The organism is Streptomyces mutabilis, from assembly GCF_046628145.1.
GTDB lineage: Bacteria > Actinomycetota > Actinomycetes > Streptomycetales > Streptomycetaceae > Streptomyces > Streptomyces mutabilis.
The window spans coordinates 7,438,351-7,456,846 of sequence record NZ_CP176874.1 but is presented as its reverse complement, the minus strand read 5'-3'; the positions used below and the strand labels follow the sequence as shown (position 1 = coordinate 7,456,846).

15 protein-coding genes are annotated in these 18,496 nt (G+C 70.7%); 5 read left to right on the top strand and 10 right to left on the bottom strand.

What is annotated here, in order from left to right; all coding sequences use genetic code 11:
* Positions 1-254: 254 nt before the first annotated feature.
* Positions 255-1,556 (top strand): alpha/beta hydrolase family esterase, encoded by a 1,302-nt coding sequence (locus ACLIN4_RS33415; RefSeq protein ID WP_373420341.1) that lies wholly within the window; start codon positions 255-257, stop codon positions 1,554-1,556.
* 122 nt (positions 1,557-1,678) lie between these two features.
* Here ACLIN4_RS33415 and ACLIN4_RS33410 read toward each other — a convergent pair whose 3' ends face one another.
* From ACLIN4_RS33410 to ACLIN4_RS33400, 3 genes are all read right to left on the bottom strand, one after another.
* On the bottom strand, positions 1,679-2,530 hold the full coding sequence (locus ACLIN4_RS33410; protein WP_289912773.1) for an oxygenase MpaB family protein: 852 nt from the start codon (positions 2,528-2,530) through the stop codon (positions 1,679-1,681).
* 224 nt (positions 2,531-2,754) lie between these two features.
* A complete protein-coding gene (locus ACLIN4_RS33405) occupies positions 2,755-4,176 on the bottom strand; it encodes a sugar porter family MFS transporter (protein ID WP_107479510.1) in 1,422 nt (473 codons plus the stop codon).
* Positions 4,169-5,020, bottom strand: a complete 852-nt coding sequence (locus tag ACLIN4_RS33400; protein WP_382086053.1) for a phytanoyl-CoA dioxygenase family protein — start codon at positions 5,018-5,020, stop codon at positions 4,169-4,171. The genes ACLIN4_RS33405 and ACLIN4_RS33400 overlap by 8 nt, the downstream gene beginning before the upstream one ends.
* 123 nt (positions 5,021-5,143) lie before the next feature.
* On the opposite strand from ACLIN4_RS33400, the gene ACLIN4_RS33395 reads away from it, so the two are divergent.
* Complete coding sequence (locus tag ACLIN4_RS33395; protein ID WP_289912776.1) at positions 5,144-6,169, top strand: LacI family DNA-binding transcriptional regulator; 1,026 nt, start codon at positions 5,144-5,146, stop codon at positions 6,167-6,169.
* 278 nt (positions 6,170-6,447) lie between these two features.
* Here ACLIN4_RS33395 and ACLIN4_RS33390 read toward each other — a convergent pair whose 3' ends face one another.
* Positions 6,448-7,164: a lytic polysaccharide monooxygenase gene (locus tag ACLIN4_RS33390; RefSeq protein WP_411576514.1), complete on the bottom strand. Its 717-nt coding sequence runs from the start codon at positions 7,162-7,164 to the stop codon at positions 6,448-6,450.
* A gap of 233 nt (positions 7,165-7,397) precedes the next feature.
* On the opposite strand from ACLIN4_RS33390, the gene ACLIN4_RS33385 reads away from it, so the two are divergent.
* Positions 7,398-9,026, top strand: coding sequence for an amidase (locus tag ACLIN4_RS33385; protein ID WP_290012720.1), 1,629 nt, complete (start codon positions 7,398-7,400; stop codon positions 9,024-9,026).
* A 207-nt stretch (positions 9,027-9,233) separates the two neighbouring features.
* Here ACLIN4_RS33385 and ACLIN4_RS33380 read toward each other — a convergent pair whose 3' ends face one another.
* The 4 genes from ACLIN4_RS33380 to ACLIN4_RS33365 all read right to left on the bottom strand — a co-directional run bounded on the left by ACLIN4_RS33380 (position 9,234) and on the right by ACLIN4_RS33365 (position 13,904).
* A complete protein-coding gene (locus tag ACLIN4_RS33380) occupies positions 9,234-9,533 on the bottom strand; it encodes a hypothetical protein (protein ID WP_143657596.1) in 300 nt (99 codons plus the stop codon).
* Between the two features lie 420 nt (positions 9,534-9,953).
* Positions 9,954-10,382: a DUF6892 domain-containing protein gene (locus tag ACLIN4_RS33375; protein WP_411576513.1), complete on the bottom strand. Its 429-nt coding sequence runs from the start codon at positions 10,380-10,382 to the stop codon at positions 9,954-9,956.
* Between the two features lie 356 nt (positions 10,383-10,738).
* A complete protein-coding gene (pepN, locus tag ACLIN4_RS33370) occupies positions 10,739-13,156 on the bottom strand; it encodes an aminopeptidase N (RefSeq protein WP_411576512.1) in 2,418 nt (805 codons plus the stop codon).
* Positions 13,157-13,460: 304 nt separating this feature from the next.
* Entirely contained in the window at positions 13,461-13,904 is a 444-nt protein-coding gene (locus ACLIN4_RS33365) for a winged helix-turn-helix transcriptional regulator (RefSeq protein WP_411576511.1), read from the bottom strand.
* A 134-nt stretch (positions 13,905-14,038) separates the two neighbouring features.
* Here ACLIN4_RS33365 and ACLIN4_RS33360 point away from each other — a divergent pair, with 134 nt between their 5' ends.
* Entirely contained in the window at positions 14,039-14,911 is an 873-nt protein-coding gene (locus ACLIN4_RS33360; protein WP_289912788.1) for an aldo/keto reductase family oxidoreductase, read from the top strand.
* Between the two features lie 360 nt (positions 14,912-15,271).
* Here the strand turns inward: ACLIN4_RS33360 and ACLIN4_RS33355 are convergent, their stop codons facing one another.
* Positions 15,272-16,243 carry a pirin family protein gene (locus tag ACLIN4_RS33355; RefSeq protein ID WP_107479532.1) on the bottom strand — a complete coding sequence of 324 codons (972 nt, stop codon included), beginning with the start codon at positions 16,241-16,243 and terminating at the stop codon, positions 15,272-15,274.
* 89 nt (positions 16,244-16,332) lie between these two features.
* On the bottom strand, positions 16,333-17,163 hold the full coding sequence (locus ACLIN4_RS33350) for an alpha/beta fold hydrolase (protein ID WP_289912792.1): 831 nt from the start codon (positions 17,161-17,163) through the stop codon (positions 16,333-16,335).
* Positions 17,164-17,400: 237 nt separating this feature from the next.
* On the opposite strand from ACLIN4_RS33350, the gene ACLIN4_RS33345 reads away from it, so the two are divergent.
* Positions 17,401-18,390: a GlxA family transcriptional regulator gene (locus ACLIN4_RS33345; RefSeq protein WP_289912795.1), complete on the top strand. Its 990-nt coding sequence runs from the start codon at positions 17,401-17,403 to the stop codon at positions 18,388-18,390.
* Positions 18,391-18,496 lie beyond the last annotated feature (106 nt).

The following is an 18,496-nucleotide window of genomic DNA, read 5'->3' as shown; positions in this document are numbered from 1 at the left end:
GAGCCGCCGTGCGATTGCCGACGCTGCGAGAAGCCGTCACCCCGCCGAACCACGTCTCTTCCGCGGTGCCCGCCGACCCGTTGCCACGTCCGACGACCCGCGTGCGGCGTGCGGTGCTGTCCCGTCCGGTGGCCGCCGTGGCCCTCGTCGCCCTCGTGCTCGCAGCGGTCCTGATCGGTCCGGCACCGGCCGGCCGAGCGGCGGCCGGTCTGACCAGGGTCACGAACTTCGGCGCCGATCCCGGCCAGCTGAACATGTACGTCTACCGGCCCACGTCCCTGCCCGCGAATCCGGCGGTGGTCTTCGCTCTCCACGGGTGCACACAGAGCGCCCAGGGCTACGCCGATCACTCGGGCCTGCCCGAAATGGCCGACCGGTACGGATTCCTGGTGGTGTTCGCGGAGACCGCCTCCTCGAACAACCTCAACAAGTGCTTCAACTGGTTCCGGACCGGCGACAACCGCAGGGGCCAGGGCGAGGCCGCCTCCATCCGCCAGATGGCCGCGCACACCGTCACCGCCTACGGCGCGGATGCCCGGCGCGTCTACGTCACCGGCCTGTCCGCCGGCGGCGCCATGACCTCGGTAATGCTCGCGGCCTACCCGGACGTCTTCCACGCCGGCGCCGTCGTCGCCGGCCTGCCCCACGGCTGCGCCGACGACGTCATCAGCGCCTACTCGTGCATGAGCCCCGGAACCGACCTCACCCCGGCCCAGTGGGCCGAGCGGGTCCGCGCCGCCCACCCTTCGTGGTCCGGTCCGTGGCCCCGCGTGGCCGTCTGGCACGGCGACCGCGACACCACCGTCGTACCCCGCAACGCCGACGAGCTGCGCGACCAGTGGACCGCGCTGCACGGCCTGTCCCAGACCCCGGGCCGCACCTCGGTCATCGGCCCGGACTCCACTCGGCGCGAGGAGTACCTGACCGGGAACGGCTCGGTGGCCGTCGAGGTGAACCGCGTCCCTAGCATCGGGCACGGCACCCCGGTCGACCCCGGCAGCGGTCCCCAGCAGTGCGGGAGCACCGGCGCCGCCCACTTCCTGGATTCGATCTGCTCCAGCTACTGGATCGCGCGGTTCTTCGGCCTCGAGGACTCCGAGCACCGGCCCGGCACGCTGCCCGCTCCCACCGGACTGGTCACCACCGGCGCCACCGACACCACCGTCAGCCTCCGTTGGAACCCGGTGGACGGCGCCACCGACTACGCCGTCCACCGCGACGGCACCCGGATCGCCACGTCCGATGCGGTCTCCTACACCGACACCGGGCTCACCGCGGGCTCCACCCACACCTACGCGGTGGCCGCCCGTGACGCCGACGGCGGGACCGGCCGGCTCTCCGGCACGGTCACGGCCAGGACCACCGGCGCCACGGCCACCTGCTGGACGGCCGACAACTACGCCCACGTACAGGCGGGCCGCGCCACGACCCTGGGTGGCTACACCTATGCCGCGGGTTCCGGCCAGTACATGGGCCTGTACAACACGTTCGTCACTCGCACTTTGAAGGAGTCGCCTGCCGGCCACTACACCGTCGCGGACGGGTCCTGCCCATGACACGGAACCAGTCGTGACACCGGGCGCCGCCCGACGTCCGCCGCTGCGCGCCCCGTCATGGCGGGCCGGTCCGACGAGGGGGCACAGAAGGGTCCGGCATCGGGCAGGGCGGCCGTGCCGCATCACTGTGTCGGTGGCGGGGCCATGGCCCAGCGGATGGCGCCTGTCAGGACACGGCCGACGGGGCGTACGGCGAGGTCCTCGACGACCGGCAGGCCTGGCAGTCTGAACGCCTCCCGGGCCCATGCCGGGAGGCAGGTCACGCCGTTCGCCGCGAGTCCGGCGTAGAGCGGCCGTGCTGCGAGGGGAATCGGTGGTCGCAGCAGCAGGAAGCGTGCGACGGCCCTGGCCTCAGGGGTGGCCCGCAGTTCCGGCCGGTAGGCGGAGAGGCGCTCGGACAGGTCGTGACGGTCGCGGGGAGGGTCGATCACTCCCAGTGCCTCAGCCACTCGGGCGGTGTCGGCGACGTAGGCGTCGTAGTCCGCGCCGTCGAGGGGGCGGGCCCCGTAGCGCTGATGGGCGCGGAGGAAGCTGTCGGCCTCGGCGGCGTGGACCCATCCGAGCAGGTGCGGGTCGGCGGCGTGATAGGTCAGGCCCTCCGCGGTCCTGCCGCGGATGCGCTCGTGGATGCCGCGCACGTGGTCGACCGCCCGCTGGGCGTCGTCGGCGGTTCCGTACGTGGTGACCGCGAGGAACGTGCTGGTGCGTTGCAATCGGCCCCACGGGTCGCCCCGGAAGCCGGAGTGGGCGGCGACAGCCGCCATGGCGAGCGGGTGCAGTGATTGCAGCAGCAGGGCGCTGATCCCGCCGATGAACATCGAGGCATCGCCGTGGACAGCGCGTATGGGGCGGTCGGGACCGAACCAGCGAGGGCCTGGGGTGTCGTGGATCCGCGCCCGCGTGGCCGGTCCGTCGGGGCCCGCCACCCGCTCGAACAGGGACTTGCCCACATGCTCGCGCAGCTCGGTCAGCATGGTCGCCTCCACCTGCTTCCAGTATCCAGGATGGCCCGGAGAACCCGACAGCTGCCATGTCAGCTGTCATGTCACATGCCCGAGCCGGCCGCGAGCGCCCCCGCGACGCCGCCCGGTCGACGTACCGACAGCAACCGGTCAGCCCGACAAGGCGCGCGGCCCCGTCCGCCGTGGACGGGCACGGAAGACGGGGCCGGCTGCGCGACGGGAGCGGTGCCGGCATCTCAGGAGAGTTCGAGCGACTTCCGGAAGGATCCACCGCGCTTCAGCGCGCGTTCGATGCTCTCCAGGGACCGCCCCTTGGTCTCGGGCACCTTCGCCGCCACGAACCCGATGCACGCGACGTTCATCAGTGCGTAGACGAAGAACGTCCCGGAGCGGCCGATCGCCTCGATGGCCGTCAGCGCGGTCACCGCGATCAGCAGGTCGACCCCCCACAGGGTGACCGTGGCCAGGCTGGTCGCCGGGCCGCGCACGCTCAGCGGCAGGATCTCCGGACCGATGAGCCAGACCACCGCCTGGATCCCGATGCCGTTGAACAGGATGTACGCGAAGAGCGCGGTGATCACTGTCCACCGCTGGGCCGCCGAACCCTCCGGGCCGAGGAAGGCCAACGCCATGACCGCCATGGCGAGGCCGGAGCCCGGGAGGAACCACAGCATGACGCGCCGGCGGCCCACCCGGTCCACGGCGATGGCGCCGACCACACCGGCGATCACCAGCATCACGCCGATACCGATACCGGTGAGCAGCGCGACCGAGTCGCCGAACCCCGCGTCGACGAGGATCGTCGGTGCGTAGTAGACCACGGCGTTGATGCCGGTGAGCTGGGAGAAGGCCGCGATGCCGACGGCGATCAGCAGCGCGGGGCGCAGCCAGCGCTGCCGCAGGTCGCGCCAGCCCCCGGCGGGCGTGGCCGTGGCCACCTCGGTGATCTCGTCGATCTCACGGCCGACGTCCGTGCCGGGCGGCCGGAGCCGGGTGAGGACCGTCGCGGCCTCCTCGCGCAGACCGCGCTCGACGAGCCAGCGGGGGCTCTCGGGCATGAACAGCATGCCGACGCCGAGGACCACGGCCGGCAGGACGGCCAGGCCGAACATCAGTCGCCAGCCGCCGGTGTCCGACAGGGCCCAGCCGCAGACGTACGCGATGAGCTGGCCGCAGGCGACCATCAGCTGGAACAGCACCATCAGCCGGCCGCGGATCCGGGCGGGCGCGACCTCCGCGATGTACACCGGCACCATGTTGGAGGCGCCGCCGACGGCCAGCCCCAGGACGAAGCGCGCGGCGATGAGGCTGCCCGTGCCGGGTGCCGCGGCGGCCGCGGCGGCCCCTGCCGCGAAGACCACCGCGACACCGATGACGACCTTGCGGCGGCCGTGGCGTACGGCCAGGCGGCCGGCGAGCAGCGCTCCGACCATGGCGCCGAGCAGGATGACGCTGACGACGATCTCCTGCTGCCGGGAGGTCAGGTCGAGGTCGTCGCGCAGGTGCAGCAGGGCACCGGAGATGATGCCGGTGTCGTAGCCGAAGAGCAGACCGCCCAGGGCCGACACGGCCGACACGGCGTAGACGGCGGCGGGCACCTTCCGCGAGTCGCCGGCGGCCTCCTCGGCGGGGTCGGGTGCCGTGGCGAGCTCAGGCATCGCCCATGACCAGACCCTCGATGGTGTGCTTCTGCGTCACCGGTTCCAGCACGTCGACGACCGGGCAGTCGAGGTGGCGGCGGACCCGCTCGGGCAGGGTCTTCCAGTAGGCGCGGGTGACGGCCGTGTCGTGCCGGTCGCCGTTGTCGGCCTCGGGGCCGTCGACGCCGAGGACCAGCACCGGGCGGGACTTGGAGGAGTTGTTCTTGGTGCCGCGGTGGATGGTGAGCGCGGTGCGCGCCGAAATGTCGCCGCGCCGCGGGTACTTGCGCACCGCCAGCTCCTCGTAGCGCGGGTAGTGCGGCCGGGGCGGGAACATGCCGTGGCCGAACTCCGGGCTGTCGTCCCACTGCGTGCCCGGCGCGATCTCGAAGGGCCCCATGTCCTCCTCGGTGTCGACGGCCGTCACGTTGAAGGCCAGGGAGGTCAGTCGCCGCTCGGCGCGCGTCTCCTCCGGCATGGGGAAGTCGCGGTGCCAGGGCTGGTTGACGGCGCCCTCCAGCGGCACGTCGAAGCCGAGTTCGACGATGCGGTAGTCGGGGCCGAGCGTGGCGGTGCAGACGGAGCGCACCCAGGGGTGGTCCACGAGGTCGACGAAGCCGCGCAGCTGCTCGGGGTGGATCTCCACGTAGTAGCGGTGCGGTCCGCGTCCCACGGCGCCGCCGGGCCTGGTCATGGCCTCCTGGAAGGCAACGTCGATGTCTTCGCGGAGCTGATCGGCCCACTCGGGGGTGAAGGCGCCCTTGCGGGCCGTGATGCCGTCCGCGTACAGGGCCTCGACGTCGGCCGTCACGTCCACGTCGAGGTCGGCCGGGGCGATACCGGGGTAGGCGTGCGGACTCATGCGGTGCCTCCTTGCACGTGCAGTCGAACCTGACCCGCACATGTTGCATCGTTGAATTCAACGTGGCAATACCCTGCCTGAACCGATCTTGGCGCGCATTGCACGGCATGCCACGATGTGCGGGTGAGCAGCAGCCTGAAAGACGTAGCCGCCCGCGCCGGAGTCTCGGCGCGCACCGTGTCCAACGTGGTGAACGGAACCGCCCGCGTCTCCGAGGAGACCCGTCGGCGGGTCCAGGAGGCGATCGACGAGCTGGGCTACCGCCCCAATCTCGCCGCCCGCAGCCTGCGGGCCGGTCGGACCGGCATCATCGGTCTCGCCATCCCCGAGCTGCACTCCCCCTACTTCGGCGAGCTCGCCGGGCTCCTGGTGGACGAGGCGGGACGCCGGTCGTGGACCGTGATCATCGACCAGACACACGGGGACGCCGAGGCGGAACGGCGGCTGCTCAAGGGGGACGGAGGGCGGGTGATGGACGGCCTCATCATCAGCCCGTGGGCGCTCCAGGCCCGGGAGGTGGCCGAGATCGCCCGCCCGCTGCCCGTGGTGCTGCTCGGTGAGCGCAGCCCCCAGGGACGGGCGGACCGCGTGGCGGTGGACAACGTGGCCGCCGCCGACGAGGCGACCACCCACCTGCTGACGCTCGGACGCCGCCGCGTCGCCGCCATCGGCCTCCAGCCGCACCTGCACAACGGCACGGCCGAACAACGCGCCGAGGGCTACCGCAGGGCACTGCGCCGCGCGGGCATCACGCCCGAGGCCCGGTGGGAGCGACCGGTGGACGCACTGCACCGGGAGGACGGCGCGCGGGCCATGGCCGAACTGCTCGACGGGGACGCCGTCCCCGACGCCGTGTTCGCCTTCACCGACGAACTCGCCCTGGGCGCCCTGCACATGGCGCACTCGCGAGGGGTGCGGGTGCCGGAGGAGCTGGCGGTCGTCGGGTTCGACGACATCGAGGACGGCCGCTACAGCCACCCCGCGCTGACCACGGTCTCCCCCGACAAACGCCAGATCGCCCAGCGAGCCCTCCAGTGCCTCGCCGACCGCATCTACAGTCCGGACAACGAGGTCCCCGCCTCGGACCTGACCATCCCGCACCGGCTGGTCGTACGGGGCAGCACCACACCCGGGCCGCGGGCGGCCTGAGCCACCTGCCGCCACATCGACGGCCTGCCCCCGTGGGCCGCAGTACCCGGTGGACGTTCCCGGGATGGGTGGGCGCGGGCAGGCGGGGGCCGCTGCGAGCGTCTCGCCGAGCAGCAGCGGATCGTCAGGCTCCCGGCCGCCGCGTCGACGGAGACGATGGCGCCGTGGTCATCGGCGGTGAGGACAGACGCCTGCACGGGTCCTGGGGCTCCCTCCCCCCGCCCGGGCGGCCCAGGCCGGGCCCGCCCTTGTGCAGGTCCCGTCCCGGCAGGACGCCGCTAACAGGCTCCGAGGTCTTCCCAGACGCCCCACTCGCCGGTGGTGCCGGGTTCCTCACCCGTCACCCACCACTTGGCACGCCAGGTGTGGCCGCCGTGCGAGACGGTGTCGCCGCCGTTGTAGACGTTCCCGGCGTTCCAGGCCGCCGCGACGCAGTCGCCCGACTCCCCGTCGCCGCCACCGTCCCCGCCCCCGTCCCCTCCGCCGATGTTGACGTCGATGCAGGAGTAGAAGGCGTTGCCGGTGTCCGCGACGTTCCAGACGGCGAGCACCTTCTGTTTGCCGGTGAATCCGCCGAAGTCCACCTGGTGGCTGACGTCGGGGGCGGGCTGTGCACCGTGGCCGGCGAATTCGGCGATCTTCTGGTTGCCGATGAAGTACTGCCAGTCGGCGGTGGCGTGCCGCGCCGTGTGGTGCCAGGTGAAGGTGTGGGTGGAGCCGACCGGCGTGACCCGCCAGCCCTTGCTGTCGTCGTCCAGTTCTGCGAACTGGGAATTCCCACCGCTGCAGCTGCTGAGCCCCTTCGGGCCCTCCACGCTCTGCGGCTCGTACTTGATCTGACCGCAGTCCACCACACCCGTGGCGCACTGGTCCTGACGGCTCCCCGGTGAGACCACCCACCCGTGGGCGCTCGCCGTGGGCGCCGGAAGGCTCACGGCGACCACGGGAGCGACCAGTACTCCGACGGCGGCAGCGACTCTTCTTTTCATGCGCATGACATCCTGTCCCTTCGATTTCGCATCGGACCAGCCCGCCCCGGCATGCGACGTCACCGACCAAGCATCTGAAGTAGGTCTAGACCTGCATCCCGCAGGTCTAGACCTTAGCGACAGTCGGGAGGCCGTCAAGGGGGCTGGACACGGTGAACCGCCGGACGGCCGGCTCGCCCCAACACGCCGCGGGCGGCTGCCTCTTGTGTCCGTCGGGGCCTTGTAGTGGGCTGTGGCCCATGAGGATGACAAGCGTGGCGGCGCTTACCGCCGCCCTGGCCGTGGCCCCGCTCCTGGCAGCGGGCGCACCCGGCCATCGTGCGGTGGCCGCCCAGCCCACCGCGTCCGGTACCGGACTCTCGTCACCCGCCGCGGAGACCGCACTCGTGCGCGGAGTGGACCTGAACACGGTGACCATTCCCCAGTTGCAGGAGCGCATGCGGCGCGGATCGCTGACGTCGTTCCGACTGACCCTCGCCTACCTGCGGCGGATCGAGGCCGTCGACCCGACGATCAACGCCGTGCTGCGCACCGACCCGACCGCCCTGCGCCAGGCGGCCGCCAGCGACGTACGCCACCGGCTCGGCCGCACCCGTGGCCCGCTCGACGGCATCCCGGTCCTCCTCAAGGACAACATCGACACCCGGGGCATGCCGACGACCGCCGGATCGCTGGCCCTGGCCGGCAGCCCGCCGGCCACCGACGCCGTGCTGGTGAAGAGGCTGCGGGCGGCCGGCGCGGTGATCCTCGGCAAGGCCAACCTTTCCGAGTGGGCCAACTTCCGCTCCGCGAAACCGACGTCGGGCTGGTCGGCGGTGGGCGGCCAGACGCACAACCCGTACGTCCTGGACCGCAACCCCTGCGGGTCCTCCTCCGGCTCGGCCGCCGCGCTCGCCGCGTCGCTGGCGCAGGTGGCGATCGGCACCGAGACCGACGGCTCGATCGTCTGCCCGGCGGGGATGAACGGCGTGGTCGGTCTCAAACCCAGCCTCGGCCTGGTCAGTCAGTCGGGTGTCGTCCCGATCTCCGCCGAGCAGGACACGGCCGGCCCGATGGCACGCAATGTGATCGACACCGCGCTCACCCTCTCCGCGATCAGGGAGGACGCCGTTACCGGAACGACCCGCGGCGATCGCACGCAGGACCTCACGGACGCGGCCACCCGGCCCGGTGGTCTGCGCGGCAAGCGGATCGGACTGTGGCGGCTCCCGTCGCTCGGCGCGGAGGTGGACGCCCTGATGACCCGTACCGCGGCGGACCTGCGTGCCGCGGGGGCGCACGTCGTCGAGGTGACTCCGCCGTACCAGGAGCGACTCGCCGAGTTCGAGTTCCCGGCCCTGCTGAGCGAGTTCCACCGGGACATCGACGCCTACCTCACCACCCGCGACGGGCCTCAGAACCTCGCCGAGCTGATCGAGTTCAACCGCGCCCATCCGGCCGAGCAGACCTGCTTCGCCGGCCAGGAGCTGTTCGAGCAGGCCCTGGCCGCGCCGCCGACCACCGACCCGCGCTACCGGGCGATGCGCGCGGAACTACGGGACCTCTCCCGGCGGTCCATCGACGAGACCATGGCCGAGCACGACCTGGACGCCATCGCCTCCCCGACGAACCCGCCCGCGTGGACCACCGACTGCGCGCGCGGCGACAACGACGTGATCCCGTCCTCCACGCCCGCCGCCGTCGCCGGATACCCGTCCCTGTCCGTGCCCGCCGGGTTCGTCGGCGAACTGCCGGTCGGCCTGCTCCTGATGGCCGGCGACCACCAGGACGCCGGACTGCTGTCCCTCGGGGCGGCGGTGGAGCAGCGGCTGGACGCCTGGCGAGCACCGACGTACCTGCCCACGCTGCCGCCCGAGGACGCGCACTGAGCCGATGGTCGTGTGGAAGCACCGCGCCGATCCGGTCAGGGGGTGGCGGAAGCGTGATCGTGCGCGTGGTCCGCTGTCCGGCCGGGCCTGGCCCAGCGGCGGACGAACGTGACCAGGAAAGGTCATCGAAGGCAGCGCCACAGGGCGACGACCGGCGCCGGTGGTCAACTCTCCGTCGGCCGACGGGGGCTGCCCGCTGCGGGCGGGTCAGTTCGCGTGCACCAGGAGGAGGCAGAAGGCCGCCAGCGGAACGACGGACGAGCCCAGCAGCGTCAGGGCCGCCGGGACTGCTGCACCCAGACGTTCCTTGTTCTTGCGCCGGCCCGAGCGGAACACCGCGCCGGCCGAGACGAACGGCAGCGCCACGAGAGACAGGAGAACCACCGGCGCCCCGAACCGGCTGAACGCGGTGGTACCGGGTTCAGTGGCCGAGTGCCAGGAAGACATGCTGAAGACGATCACCGGACCGGCCAGCAGGACAAGCGCAAGGGCCGCCGACACGGTCACGGTCAGTCCTTCGGTCAGCCGTTCGCCACGCCCGCGCCCCGGGCCCACTCGCGTCGTTCCGCCGTCCACCACGCCCTCCCCCGGCCGGACACCGCTGGCCGGCGTCGCCCACACTCCCGGTCACAGGCGGCGACGGCCGCTGCCGTTGCTCGCGGGTCAGACGCCGACCTGCGACTGAGGGCACTCTACTCGTTCCCCGGCTCGTCACCTCGGCCGGCGCCGAGCGCGCGTACGTCCCACCGCACGACGCGGTGCGGAGACAGGCCACGAACTCAGTGGTGCAGCGGGCTGACGGAGTGACCAACTGCCCCCTATCACGTCTGACTCAGGACTCGACATGGCCCGGCGCTGCCCGACCGATACCCGTTGCAGCACCCCCACAGGAAGAGGCCTGCGTCACCATCCTCCTGCCCGTAGTGGCTAGTCGGCGACTATGCCGCGGGCGCCGAGGACATCCCGCAACTCAGGGGCCAGGAACTCGGATCCGAGGACGCGCCGGAGGTTCGGCAGCAGCACGAGGTCGTCGAGGGAAGCGACGTCGAACAGATCGTCCTCGCCGTCCCAGACCGGGGCGCACTCCTGGTACACCTGGTTACCGCCGTCCATGCACAGCTCCTCGACACCGGCCAGGAGTTCCTCGCCGATTTCCAACGATGCGAAGTAGCTGCGTGCCTCGGGCACGACCTGGTACGTCAGACCGTGCTGCTGCGCGTACTCCCAGGGGTCGTCGCCGAGCCCCTTCTCCTTCAGGAGATCGGCGAGGCTGAACCGAGGGGTGAGGGTCTCGTCGATGTACATCAGCTGCTCGACGACGATGAGCTTGAAATTGAAGTCCTTGAACATGGCCATGCGCACAATCTAGGCCGCATTTCTGCCCCCGGAACCACTGCGGTGCGGCAACGGAGCCCACAGGACGCCGTCCCACCGCTCGCGGACGGCCGCCCGCTCCCTGCCGGGTCACCACGGTGAACCGGGCCTCGTCGACCTTCGCCCGACGGCATCGTGGACGGTGGTGTCGTGCCCCGCGTACGCGATGACCGCCGTCTCGACCGCAGGTCACCGGAGATGGGCCAGGGCGGCAGACGCCGAGGCTCAACGAGACGCCTGGCTGGGACGGCCGGGTACCGGTATCCGGCCGTCCCCGGGCATGAACGACACCCCGGCCGCGGCCCCGTCCCGGCGTACTCGCGCTTGCGGCCACGTGTTCAGCCGCGGGAGCGCAGTATGCGGCGCATCCGGTCGGTCAGGTCCATGAGGTTGGTCCTGACGACCGGGACGGCCTGTGCCGCCAAGTCCTCCGCCTGTCCCACGAAAGTCAGGTCGACACCGAACCGCGGGAAGAGGCTCCTGGTGAAGGTAGAGGCCGGCATGGCGCCGCCGCGGTGCAGGGTCGGCACCAGATCGAGGTAAGCCTGCGCGTACGGCCTCAGTATGTCCTCCTGGCCGGCGCTCCAGAACAGTGCCGCCACTGAGTGGAGCGAAGCCAGCGGCACCGCGCGGTCCGTCACCACTGTCTGCCACACCGCCTTCTTCTCGGCTGCGTCCGGGGTCGCCGCGCGGACCTGGAGTCTGCTGACCCACGCCTCGGGATCGGGGTCACGGTCGAGCAGGGCCTGTGCCTCGGCAGCGGTCGGAAGTCCGAGCTGCGCCTTGCGGACCAGCACTCGCCACTGGAGATCGACGTCCTCCCCGGCCTCGGCCTGAAGCCACACGACCTCCTCCAGGCCGGTCGCAGTGCGGGTGAGGCCACGCAACGCCGGCTTGCGGTAGGCGGGGACACAGGAGAGGCCGCGGCACGCCGCGGCCACGGCTCGCAGCAACCCGTCACGCTCCGACTCCGGACTCCACAGTTCCGCGGCCTCGACAGCCAGGTTGAGATACGGCTCGATCACCGAGGCGGATGTCTCGACGGCCAGCACTCCGGTCAGGCACTGCACGGCTTCGGCCGCTGTGGCTTCCCCGTTGACCAGCATGTCCCAGGCCGTGGTGACGGCGACACCCCGCGCGGTCGCAGTGGGCAGGCGAGCGGCGTTGCCGAAGAACGCGTCCCTGGTCGTGGCATCAGGCCGAGTCGAGGCGAAGGTCAGGTCCTCGTCGTTGACCAGGTACAGATCGGCTCCGGCAGGCAGGTCGAGCGGAGTCCTCTCGCCCGTCAACTCGACTTCGACGAGTGCCGTCCGTTCGAGGTGGTCCCCCGAACGCCCGTAGGCGCCGATGGCGAGCGTCTGCGGGCGCGGTGGACCCCCGGGGCCTCGAGCGACCAGGACGAACCCGTCTCCGCCGCGGGCAAGAGTCAGCCGGTCGGTGCCGGCTGTCTCCAACCAGCCCGCACGCCACGGGTCCAGGTCACGCCCGGCGGCGTCGGCGACCGCTTCGATCAAGTCCTCCAGCGTGGTGTTGCCCCAGGCGTGCGCGGCGAAGTAGGTGGTCAGTCCCGCGGAGAAGTTGTCCTCACCGACATATGCCATCAACTGCCTCAGCACGGACGCGCCTTTGGGGTAGGTGATGGCATCGAACGACGCTTCTGCCTCGGCCACGTCGCGCACCGGCTGGCGGATCGGGTGGGTCGTCGGTCCCTGGTCGACGAGATAGGCCTTGAGCTTCTCCCCGGCCAGATGCGCCGTCCAGGCATCGGTGTATGACGTCGCGCTCACCGCGGCCCAGTTGCTGGCGAACTCCGCGAACGCCTCGTTCAGCCACAGGTCGTCCCACCAGCGCATCGTGACGATGTTGCCGAACCACATGTGCGCGAGCTCGTGCAACAGGTACCGCGCGAAGAGGTCCCATTCCGCTCTCGTCGGCGTGGTTCTGCGCAGGAACCAGTCCATCCAGGTGACACAGCCGAAGTTCTCCATCGCGCCCGGGAACTCGGGGGTGAAGACCTGGTCGTACTTGTGCTGCGGGAAGGGCATGCCGAACTTCTCGGCGAAGAAGTCCAGTCCCTGGGCGGTCAGGGTGAACAGCTCGTCGGCGTCCCGGTCCAGTACGGAGGCCAGCGACTGCCGGGCGAAGAGGCCCAGGTCATGACCGGCTCCGTGACGGCGCAACTCGTAGTACGGACCCGCGTTGACCACGGTGTTGTACGTCGCCAGCGGTGGCGTCGGCGGGAAGGTCCAACGCCGCACGGAGCCGAGGCTTTCGATCCGGGGATCACCGCTGTTGCTCAACACCAGCCAACCGTCGGGGGCGGTCACGGTGAACGCCCACGGCGCCTTGAGGTCCGGCTGGTCGAAACAGGCCCACACGTGACGGGCGTAGTCGGGTGTGAAGTCAGTGTAGACGTACGTCTCGCCGTCGGCAGGGTCGACGGCCTTGTGCACGCCCTGGCCGTCGGCCGAGCACTCCGCTGTGGAGACCACCGTCAGGACGTTGCGCTCGGCAAGGGCGGTCAGTGCGATCCGGCCCTCATCAGCCGACCGCAGCGCGACACCGTTGAGCGTGGCGCTCTCGAACACCGCAGCGCAGTCGACGAAGGTCTCAGCCCCTGGCCGGTGACACGTGAAGGTGATCGTCGATTCGCACCGGACCCACGAGCCCGTCACGAGACCTGTGAGGTCGACGGCGACGTCGTACCGTTCGATCGTCAGCAGGTCTGCGCGTTCCTCGGCCTCGGTCCGGGTCAAGCGTCTGCCGCTCATTGCTTCCCTCTCGAAGATCGGGTTCCGTAGCGAATGCCCCCTCGAGAGGCGAGCTGTCAAGTCGCCCACCCTACGTACGTCCGACCTGCCCGGCGACGGTATTTCCGGTGGTGGCTCACGCCGGTCGGTTCGGCGACGGCGTGCCGCATGCCTGGCGGTCAGCGAACTGTCCGATCAGTCGTGGGAGTCGGTCGGTCATGGGGCGGGATTCGCCGGTTCGCGGCATGGGGTCGTACTTCAAGGGCTCTTCGCAGATGAGGGTGGCTCTTGGACGGTTGGAGGTGAGTCGTCAGGAGGTGCGAGAGTCGTGGTTCTCACGGTTCGCGAGGACCTCGGCCATGTGTGTCTGCGCCCAGTGTCTGAGCCCGCGCGTCGTGTGATGAAGCGAGAGGCCGAGGTCGGTCAGCTCGTAGGAGACGGTGACAGGGACGGTTGGCGTCACGGTACGGGTGAGCAGGCCATCGTGCTCCAGCGACCGCAGCGTCTGGGTCAGCATCTTCTGGCTGACCCCGGCCAGAAGACGAGAGATCTCGGAGTAACGCATCGCCTTCGGAGCGTCTGCGTGTGCTGCACCGGGCGCAGGGTTGTTGTCGCCGCCCAGCGCACACAGGATCAGGACGACCCACTTGTCCGAGATCCGGTCGAGCAGCTGCCGGCTGGGGCACCCTGCCAGGAACGCGTTGTACTCCACCTTGGCCTGAGCCCTCTTCTGGGCCGCCTTCGTCGTCGTCACTGATCGCACCTCTCACCGATGGGTGGGTTACGCACTTCAAAGTGCCTACTTCCCGACAGGAAGTTTCTCTCCAATGCTGATGCAGGGAGGCGGCAGGCGCCACCCCCCGAGTTGGCACGACGAAAGGCAACAGGATGAGCACACCCTCCTTCTCTCTTCCCGGTGGCACCTGGACTCTGGGTGACCTGACCGTCACACGGTTCGGCTACGGCGCCATGCAACTGGCCGGCCCCTGGGTCATGGGGCCGCCCGCCGATCGCGAGGGTGCCCTGGCCGTTCTGCGTGAAGCGGTCGACCTCGGCATCACCCACATCGACACCAGCGACGCCTACGGGCCGCGCGTCACCAACGAGTTGATCCGCGAGGCACTGCACCCCTATCCCGAGTCGCTGCACATCGTGACCAAGGTGGGCGCGACCCGCGACGAACAGGGGGGCTGGCCCACGGCCCGGCGCCCCGAGGATCTGCGCCGCCAGGTCCACGACAACCTCAAGTCCCTCGGGCTCGACGTACTCGACCTGGTCAACCTCCGACTCGGCAACGCCGAAGGTCCCCAGCCCGGCTCGCTCGCCGAGGCGTTCGAGACGCTCGTGGAACTCCAGCAGCAGGGCCTGGTCCGCCACCTCGGGGTCAGCAACGCCACCGAGGAGCAGGTCACCGAGGCACAGAGCATCGCGCAGATCGTGTGCGTGCAGAACATGTACAACCTCGCCCACCGCCACGACGACAAGCTCATCGACCGGCTCGCCACCGAAGGCGTCGCGTACGTGCCCTACTTCCCCCTCGGGGGCTTCACCCCGCTTCAGTCCTCGGCTCTCTCGGCGGTCGCCGCTCGACGGGAGGCGACACAGATGTCCGTCGCGCTTGCCTGGCTGCTGCAGCGATCACCGAACATCCTGCTCATCCCCGGCACGTCATCGACAGCGCACCTGCGCGAGAACATCGCCGGCGCGGGACTCTCCCTCTCGCACGAGGACTTGACCGAGCTGGATGACATCGGCCACTGATGCCCCGTAGCCGAACGGCCCACAAGCCACGGCCGAGGCCACCGTTCTTGTTTCGGTCCCGGTCGCCTTCGCGCGACCGGGACCGGAGCAGGACGATTCGCCCTCACCTGGGGCCCCGGGCCATCGGGGCCGGTCGTGCAGGAGGCAGCCCCACCGTCGACGCGGGCACCGGTCAGTTGCGCGGGGTCAGCATTCGTTCTGATGAACCTGCCCGCAGATGCCCACACCTTGGGAACCGCGGACAGCTTCCGAGGCACACGGGCAGCCAGCGCCGAAGCCCGGCCCCGTGGGGTGTCCGCGTCGTCGGGCGGACGCAGCAACGATCAGGCCCACTTGGCGCGGGAGCCATGTTCGCGCAGGTCAGCGCGCTCTTCGCCGTGCCTTCAGGGGTGCTTTCGGCAGCTCCGGTGCGGGCAACGGTGCCCCGTCGTAGCCGTGCACCTCGCCGAAGCGGTCGCCCTTCATCCAGTCCTCGCGCGCCTGCACGATCTCGTCGTGCGACCGTCCGATGAAGTTCCACCACATGACGATCTCCTCGGGGAACGGGGGTCCGCCGAGCAGTATCAGCCGAGCCGTCCGAGTCGCGTCGTTGGTCAGGGTGAGCCTTTCGCGGCCCGGTGCGACGTAGCCGAGTTCGGTCGGCCGCACGGTCGTTCCGTCGACGCGTACGTCACCGCCGTCGACGAGTACCCCGTGCTCGAAGGCGGTGTCGATGTCCAGGGACACGGTGCCGCCCGGGACCAGCGTCACCTCGGCGCCCAGCAGCGGCGTGAACGTGGTCACGGGTGAGGTGTCCCCGGCCAGCGAGCCGAGGAAGACGCGCACGGTACCGCCGTCGAGCGCCACCGGGACGGGCGCGTGGTGCTGGAAGTCGCGCTCGGTGTCGCGGTGTTCCTCGGGCAGCGCCACCCAGAGCTGGACCCCGTGCAGGACCGTGGTGCCGGGGGTGGAGACCTCGGAGTGGCAGATGCCGAAGCCGCCGGTCATCAGGTTGAGTTCGCCGGGTCTGACGAAGGCGTGGGTGCCCAGGCTGTCCCGGTGCTCGATCTCCCCGCTGAACAGCCAGCTGACCGTCTGCAGGCCGATGTGCGGGTGCGGCGCGACGTCCATGCCGCCCGACTCGGCCACGTCGTCGGGACCGTAGTGGTCGGCGAAGCACCAGGCTCCGATCAGCGTCCGGGCCCGTTGGGGCAGCGTGCGCCGGACGTTCATGGCGCGCGGGCCGCCCAGGGGGACGTCCCGGGCGGTGAGGACCTCCACGCCGGCGGCGGGCGCCTCGTCCACCGAAGCGCCGCACCTCATCTCGGCGGGACGTGTCTCCGTGTTGCTCACCGTGCCGTCCCTTCCGCGCCCGACATGAACGTTTCACATTCAACATTCATGGTGGAGATGATAGGTCCTCCAGCGGAGAACAGCGCGGACTACGACTTCACGAAGTCCAGGAGATCGGGGTTGAGCACGTCCGGGTGGGTCGAGAGCATGCCGTGCGGGAGCCCTTCGTAGGACTTCAGGGTGCCGTTCTTGAGGAGTTCCACCGACAGCGGCGCCGAGTCCGCGTAGGGCACGACCTGGTCGTCCGTGCCGTGCGCGACCAGGACCGGCACGTCGATCCGCTTCAGGTCCTCGGTGAAGTCCGTCTCGGAGAACGCCTTGATGCACTCGTAGTGGGCGTTGGCCGCGCCCATCATGCCCTGCCTCCACCAGTTGTCGATCAACCCCTGGGAGACCTTCGCACCCTCCCGGTTGAAGCCGTAGAAGGGGCCGGACGGTACGTCGATGTAGAACTGCGCGCGGTTGGCGGCCAGGGCCGCGCGGAAACCGTCGAAGACCTCGATGGGAGTACCACCGGGATTGGTCTCGGACTGGACCATCACCGGTGGGACGGCGCCGACGAGCACCGCCTTGGACACCCGGCCCGGCTCGGCCCGCGCCACGTAGCGCGCGACCTCGCCGCCGCCGGTGGAGTGCCCGATGTGCACGGCGCCCTCCAGGTCGAGCGCGTCGGTCAGCGCCGCGACGTCGGCGGCGTAGGTGTCCATCTCGTGCCCCGTCGGGGGCTGGCTCGAGCGCCCGTGGCCGCGCCGGTCGTGGGCGATCACCCGGTAGCCGTGGGAGAGGAAGAACAGCATCTGGTTGTCCCAGTCGTCCGCGCTGAGCGGCCAGCCGTGGTGGAAGACGACCGGGCGACCGTCGCGCGGTCCCCAGTCCTTGTAGAAGATGCTCGTGCCGTCGGAGGTGGTGACCGTACCCATCGCTGTTCCTTCCGCATCTGTGTCGGACGCGGCCGGTGCGCTCGGAGACCACCGGTGCTCGACGCGAGTGGTGTCCGGACCGGCCGGTTCAAGGCCCTGCGTTCCGCGACCCTGGGGCCACGGTCTGATCCACGCCAGCCACCCTACGCCCGTGTCCGGCATGCCTCACTTCCGCCCGCCCGGCCGCGGGGCGGGAGAATGCGACCGGGGCCACGCAGGGACACGGAAGACGGTGACATGGCAGCGAGACCACATGACGTGGGCGTCCTCGTGTTCGACGGCATGAAGATGCTCGACCTGTCCGGGCCGGCGGAGGTCTTCGCGGAGGCCAACCGGTACGGCGCGCGGTACCGGCTGAGCATCCTCTCGCCGGACGGGGCGTCGGTGCGTTCGTCCATCGGCATGCCGGTGCCGGCCGACACGGACGCACGGTCCGCGGCCGCCTGCGACACGCTGGTCGTCGTGGGCGGTGACGCGCTGCCCGATGCGCCCATCGCCCCGGCGCTCAGCGGGGCCGCGAGGGCCCTGGCGGGCAGGGCGGGGCGCGTCGCCTCGGTGTGCACGGGCGCCTTCGTCCTGGCGGCCGCCGGTCTGCTGGAGGGCAGGCGGGCGACGACGCACTGGCAGCACACCACCACGCTGGCCCGCCGCTGTCCGTCGACGCGGGTGGAGCCCGACGCGATCTTCGTCAAGGACGGCGCCACCTACACGTCCGCCGGTGTGACGGCGGGCATCGACCTCGCCCTCGCCCTGCTCGAGGAGGACCACGGGCCGGATCTGGCCCGGAAGGTCGCCCGCTCGCTGGTGGTGCACATGCAGCGGGCCGGCGGGCAGTCGCAGTTCTCCGCCTCGCTCAGTGGCCCGGCACCGCGGACCCCCGTACTGCGGCAGGTCCTGGACGCGGTGCAGGCCGAGCCGACCGCCGATCACAGTCTGGAGGCCCTGGCCGCGCGTGTGCGGGTCAGTGCGCGGCATCTGACCCGGCTGTTCCGGGCTGAGCTGGACACCACGCCGGGAAAGTACGTGGAGCTGATCCGATTCGACATGGCCAAGGCCCTGCTCGACTCCGGGCACAGTGCCACGGAGGCCGCCGCGCTGTCGGGATTCCCCAGCTACGAGAGCCTGCGCCGGGCCTTCGCGCGTCACCTCGGGCTGTCCCCCACCCGCTACCGGCAGCGGTTCGCCACCACCGCGCCGGGGCCGGACGCACGGCCGGGCGGCGGATGAGACGACGGTGACGTGCCATGGCCGTTTCCGAGGGATTGTCGGCCATCGGGTAGCGGACACGGGCGCGGCGTCCGGCGGAAGGTGGAAGCAGGAACGACGGCACCGA

Excerpts from the sequence above, each read along its gene's own strand:
- ACLIN4_RS33415 (WP_373420341.1), top strand. The coding sequence starts at position 255 with ATGTACGTCTACCGGCCCACGTCCCTGCCCGCGAATCCGGCGGTGGTC.
- ACLIN4_RS33410 (WP_289912773.1), bottom strand. The coding sequence starts at position 2,530 with ATGCTGACCGAGCTGCGCGAGCATGTGGGCAAGTCCCTGTTCGAGCGG.
- ACLIN4_RS33405 (WP_107479510.1), bottom strand. The coding sequence starts at position 4,176 with ATGCCTGAGCTCGCCACGGCACCCGACCCCGCCGAGGAGGCCGCCGGC.
- ACLIN4_RS33400 (WP_382086053.1), bottom strand. The coding sequence starts at position 5,020 with ATGAGTCCGCACGCCTACCCCGGTATCGCCCCGGCCGACCTCGACGTG.
- ACLIN4_RS33390 (WP_411576514.1), bottom strand. The coding sequence starts at position 7,164 with ATGCGCATGAAAAGAAGAGTCGCTGCCGCCGTCGGAGTACTGGTCGCT.
- ACLIN4_RS33385 (WP_290012720.1), top strand. The coding sequence starts at position 7,398 with ATGAGGATGACAAGCGTGGCGGCGCTTACCGCCGCCCTGGCCGTGGCC.
- ACLIN4_RS33375 (WP_411576513.1), bottom strand. The coding sequence starts at position 10,382 with ATGGCCATGTTCAAGGACTTCAATTTCAAGCTCATCGTCGTCGAGCAG.
- ACLIN4_RS33360 (WP_289912788.1), top strand. The coding sequence starts at position 14,039 with ATGAGCACACCCTCCTTCTCTCTTCCCGGTGGCACCTGGACTCTGGGT.
- ACLIN4_RS33350 (WP_289912792.1), bottom strand. The coding sequence starts at position 17,163 with ATGGGTACGGTCACCACCTCCGACGGCACGAGCATCTTCTACAAGGAC.
- ACLIN4_RS33345 (WP_289912795.1), top strand. The coding sequence starts at position 17,401 with ATGGCAGCGAGACCACATGACGTGGGCGTCCTCGTGTTCGACGGCATG.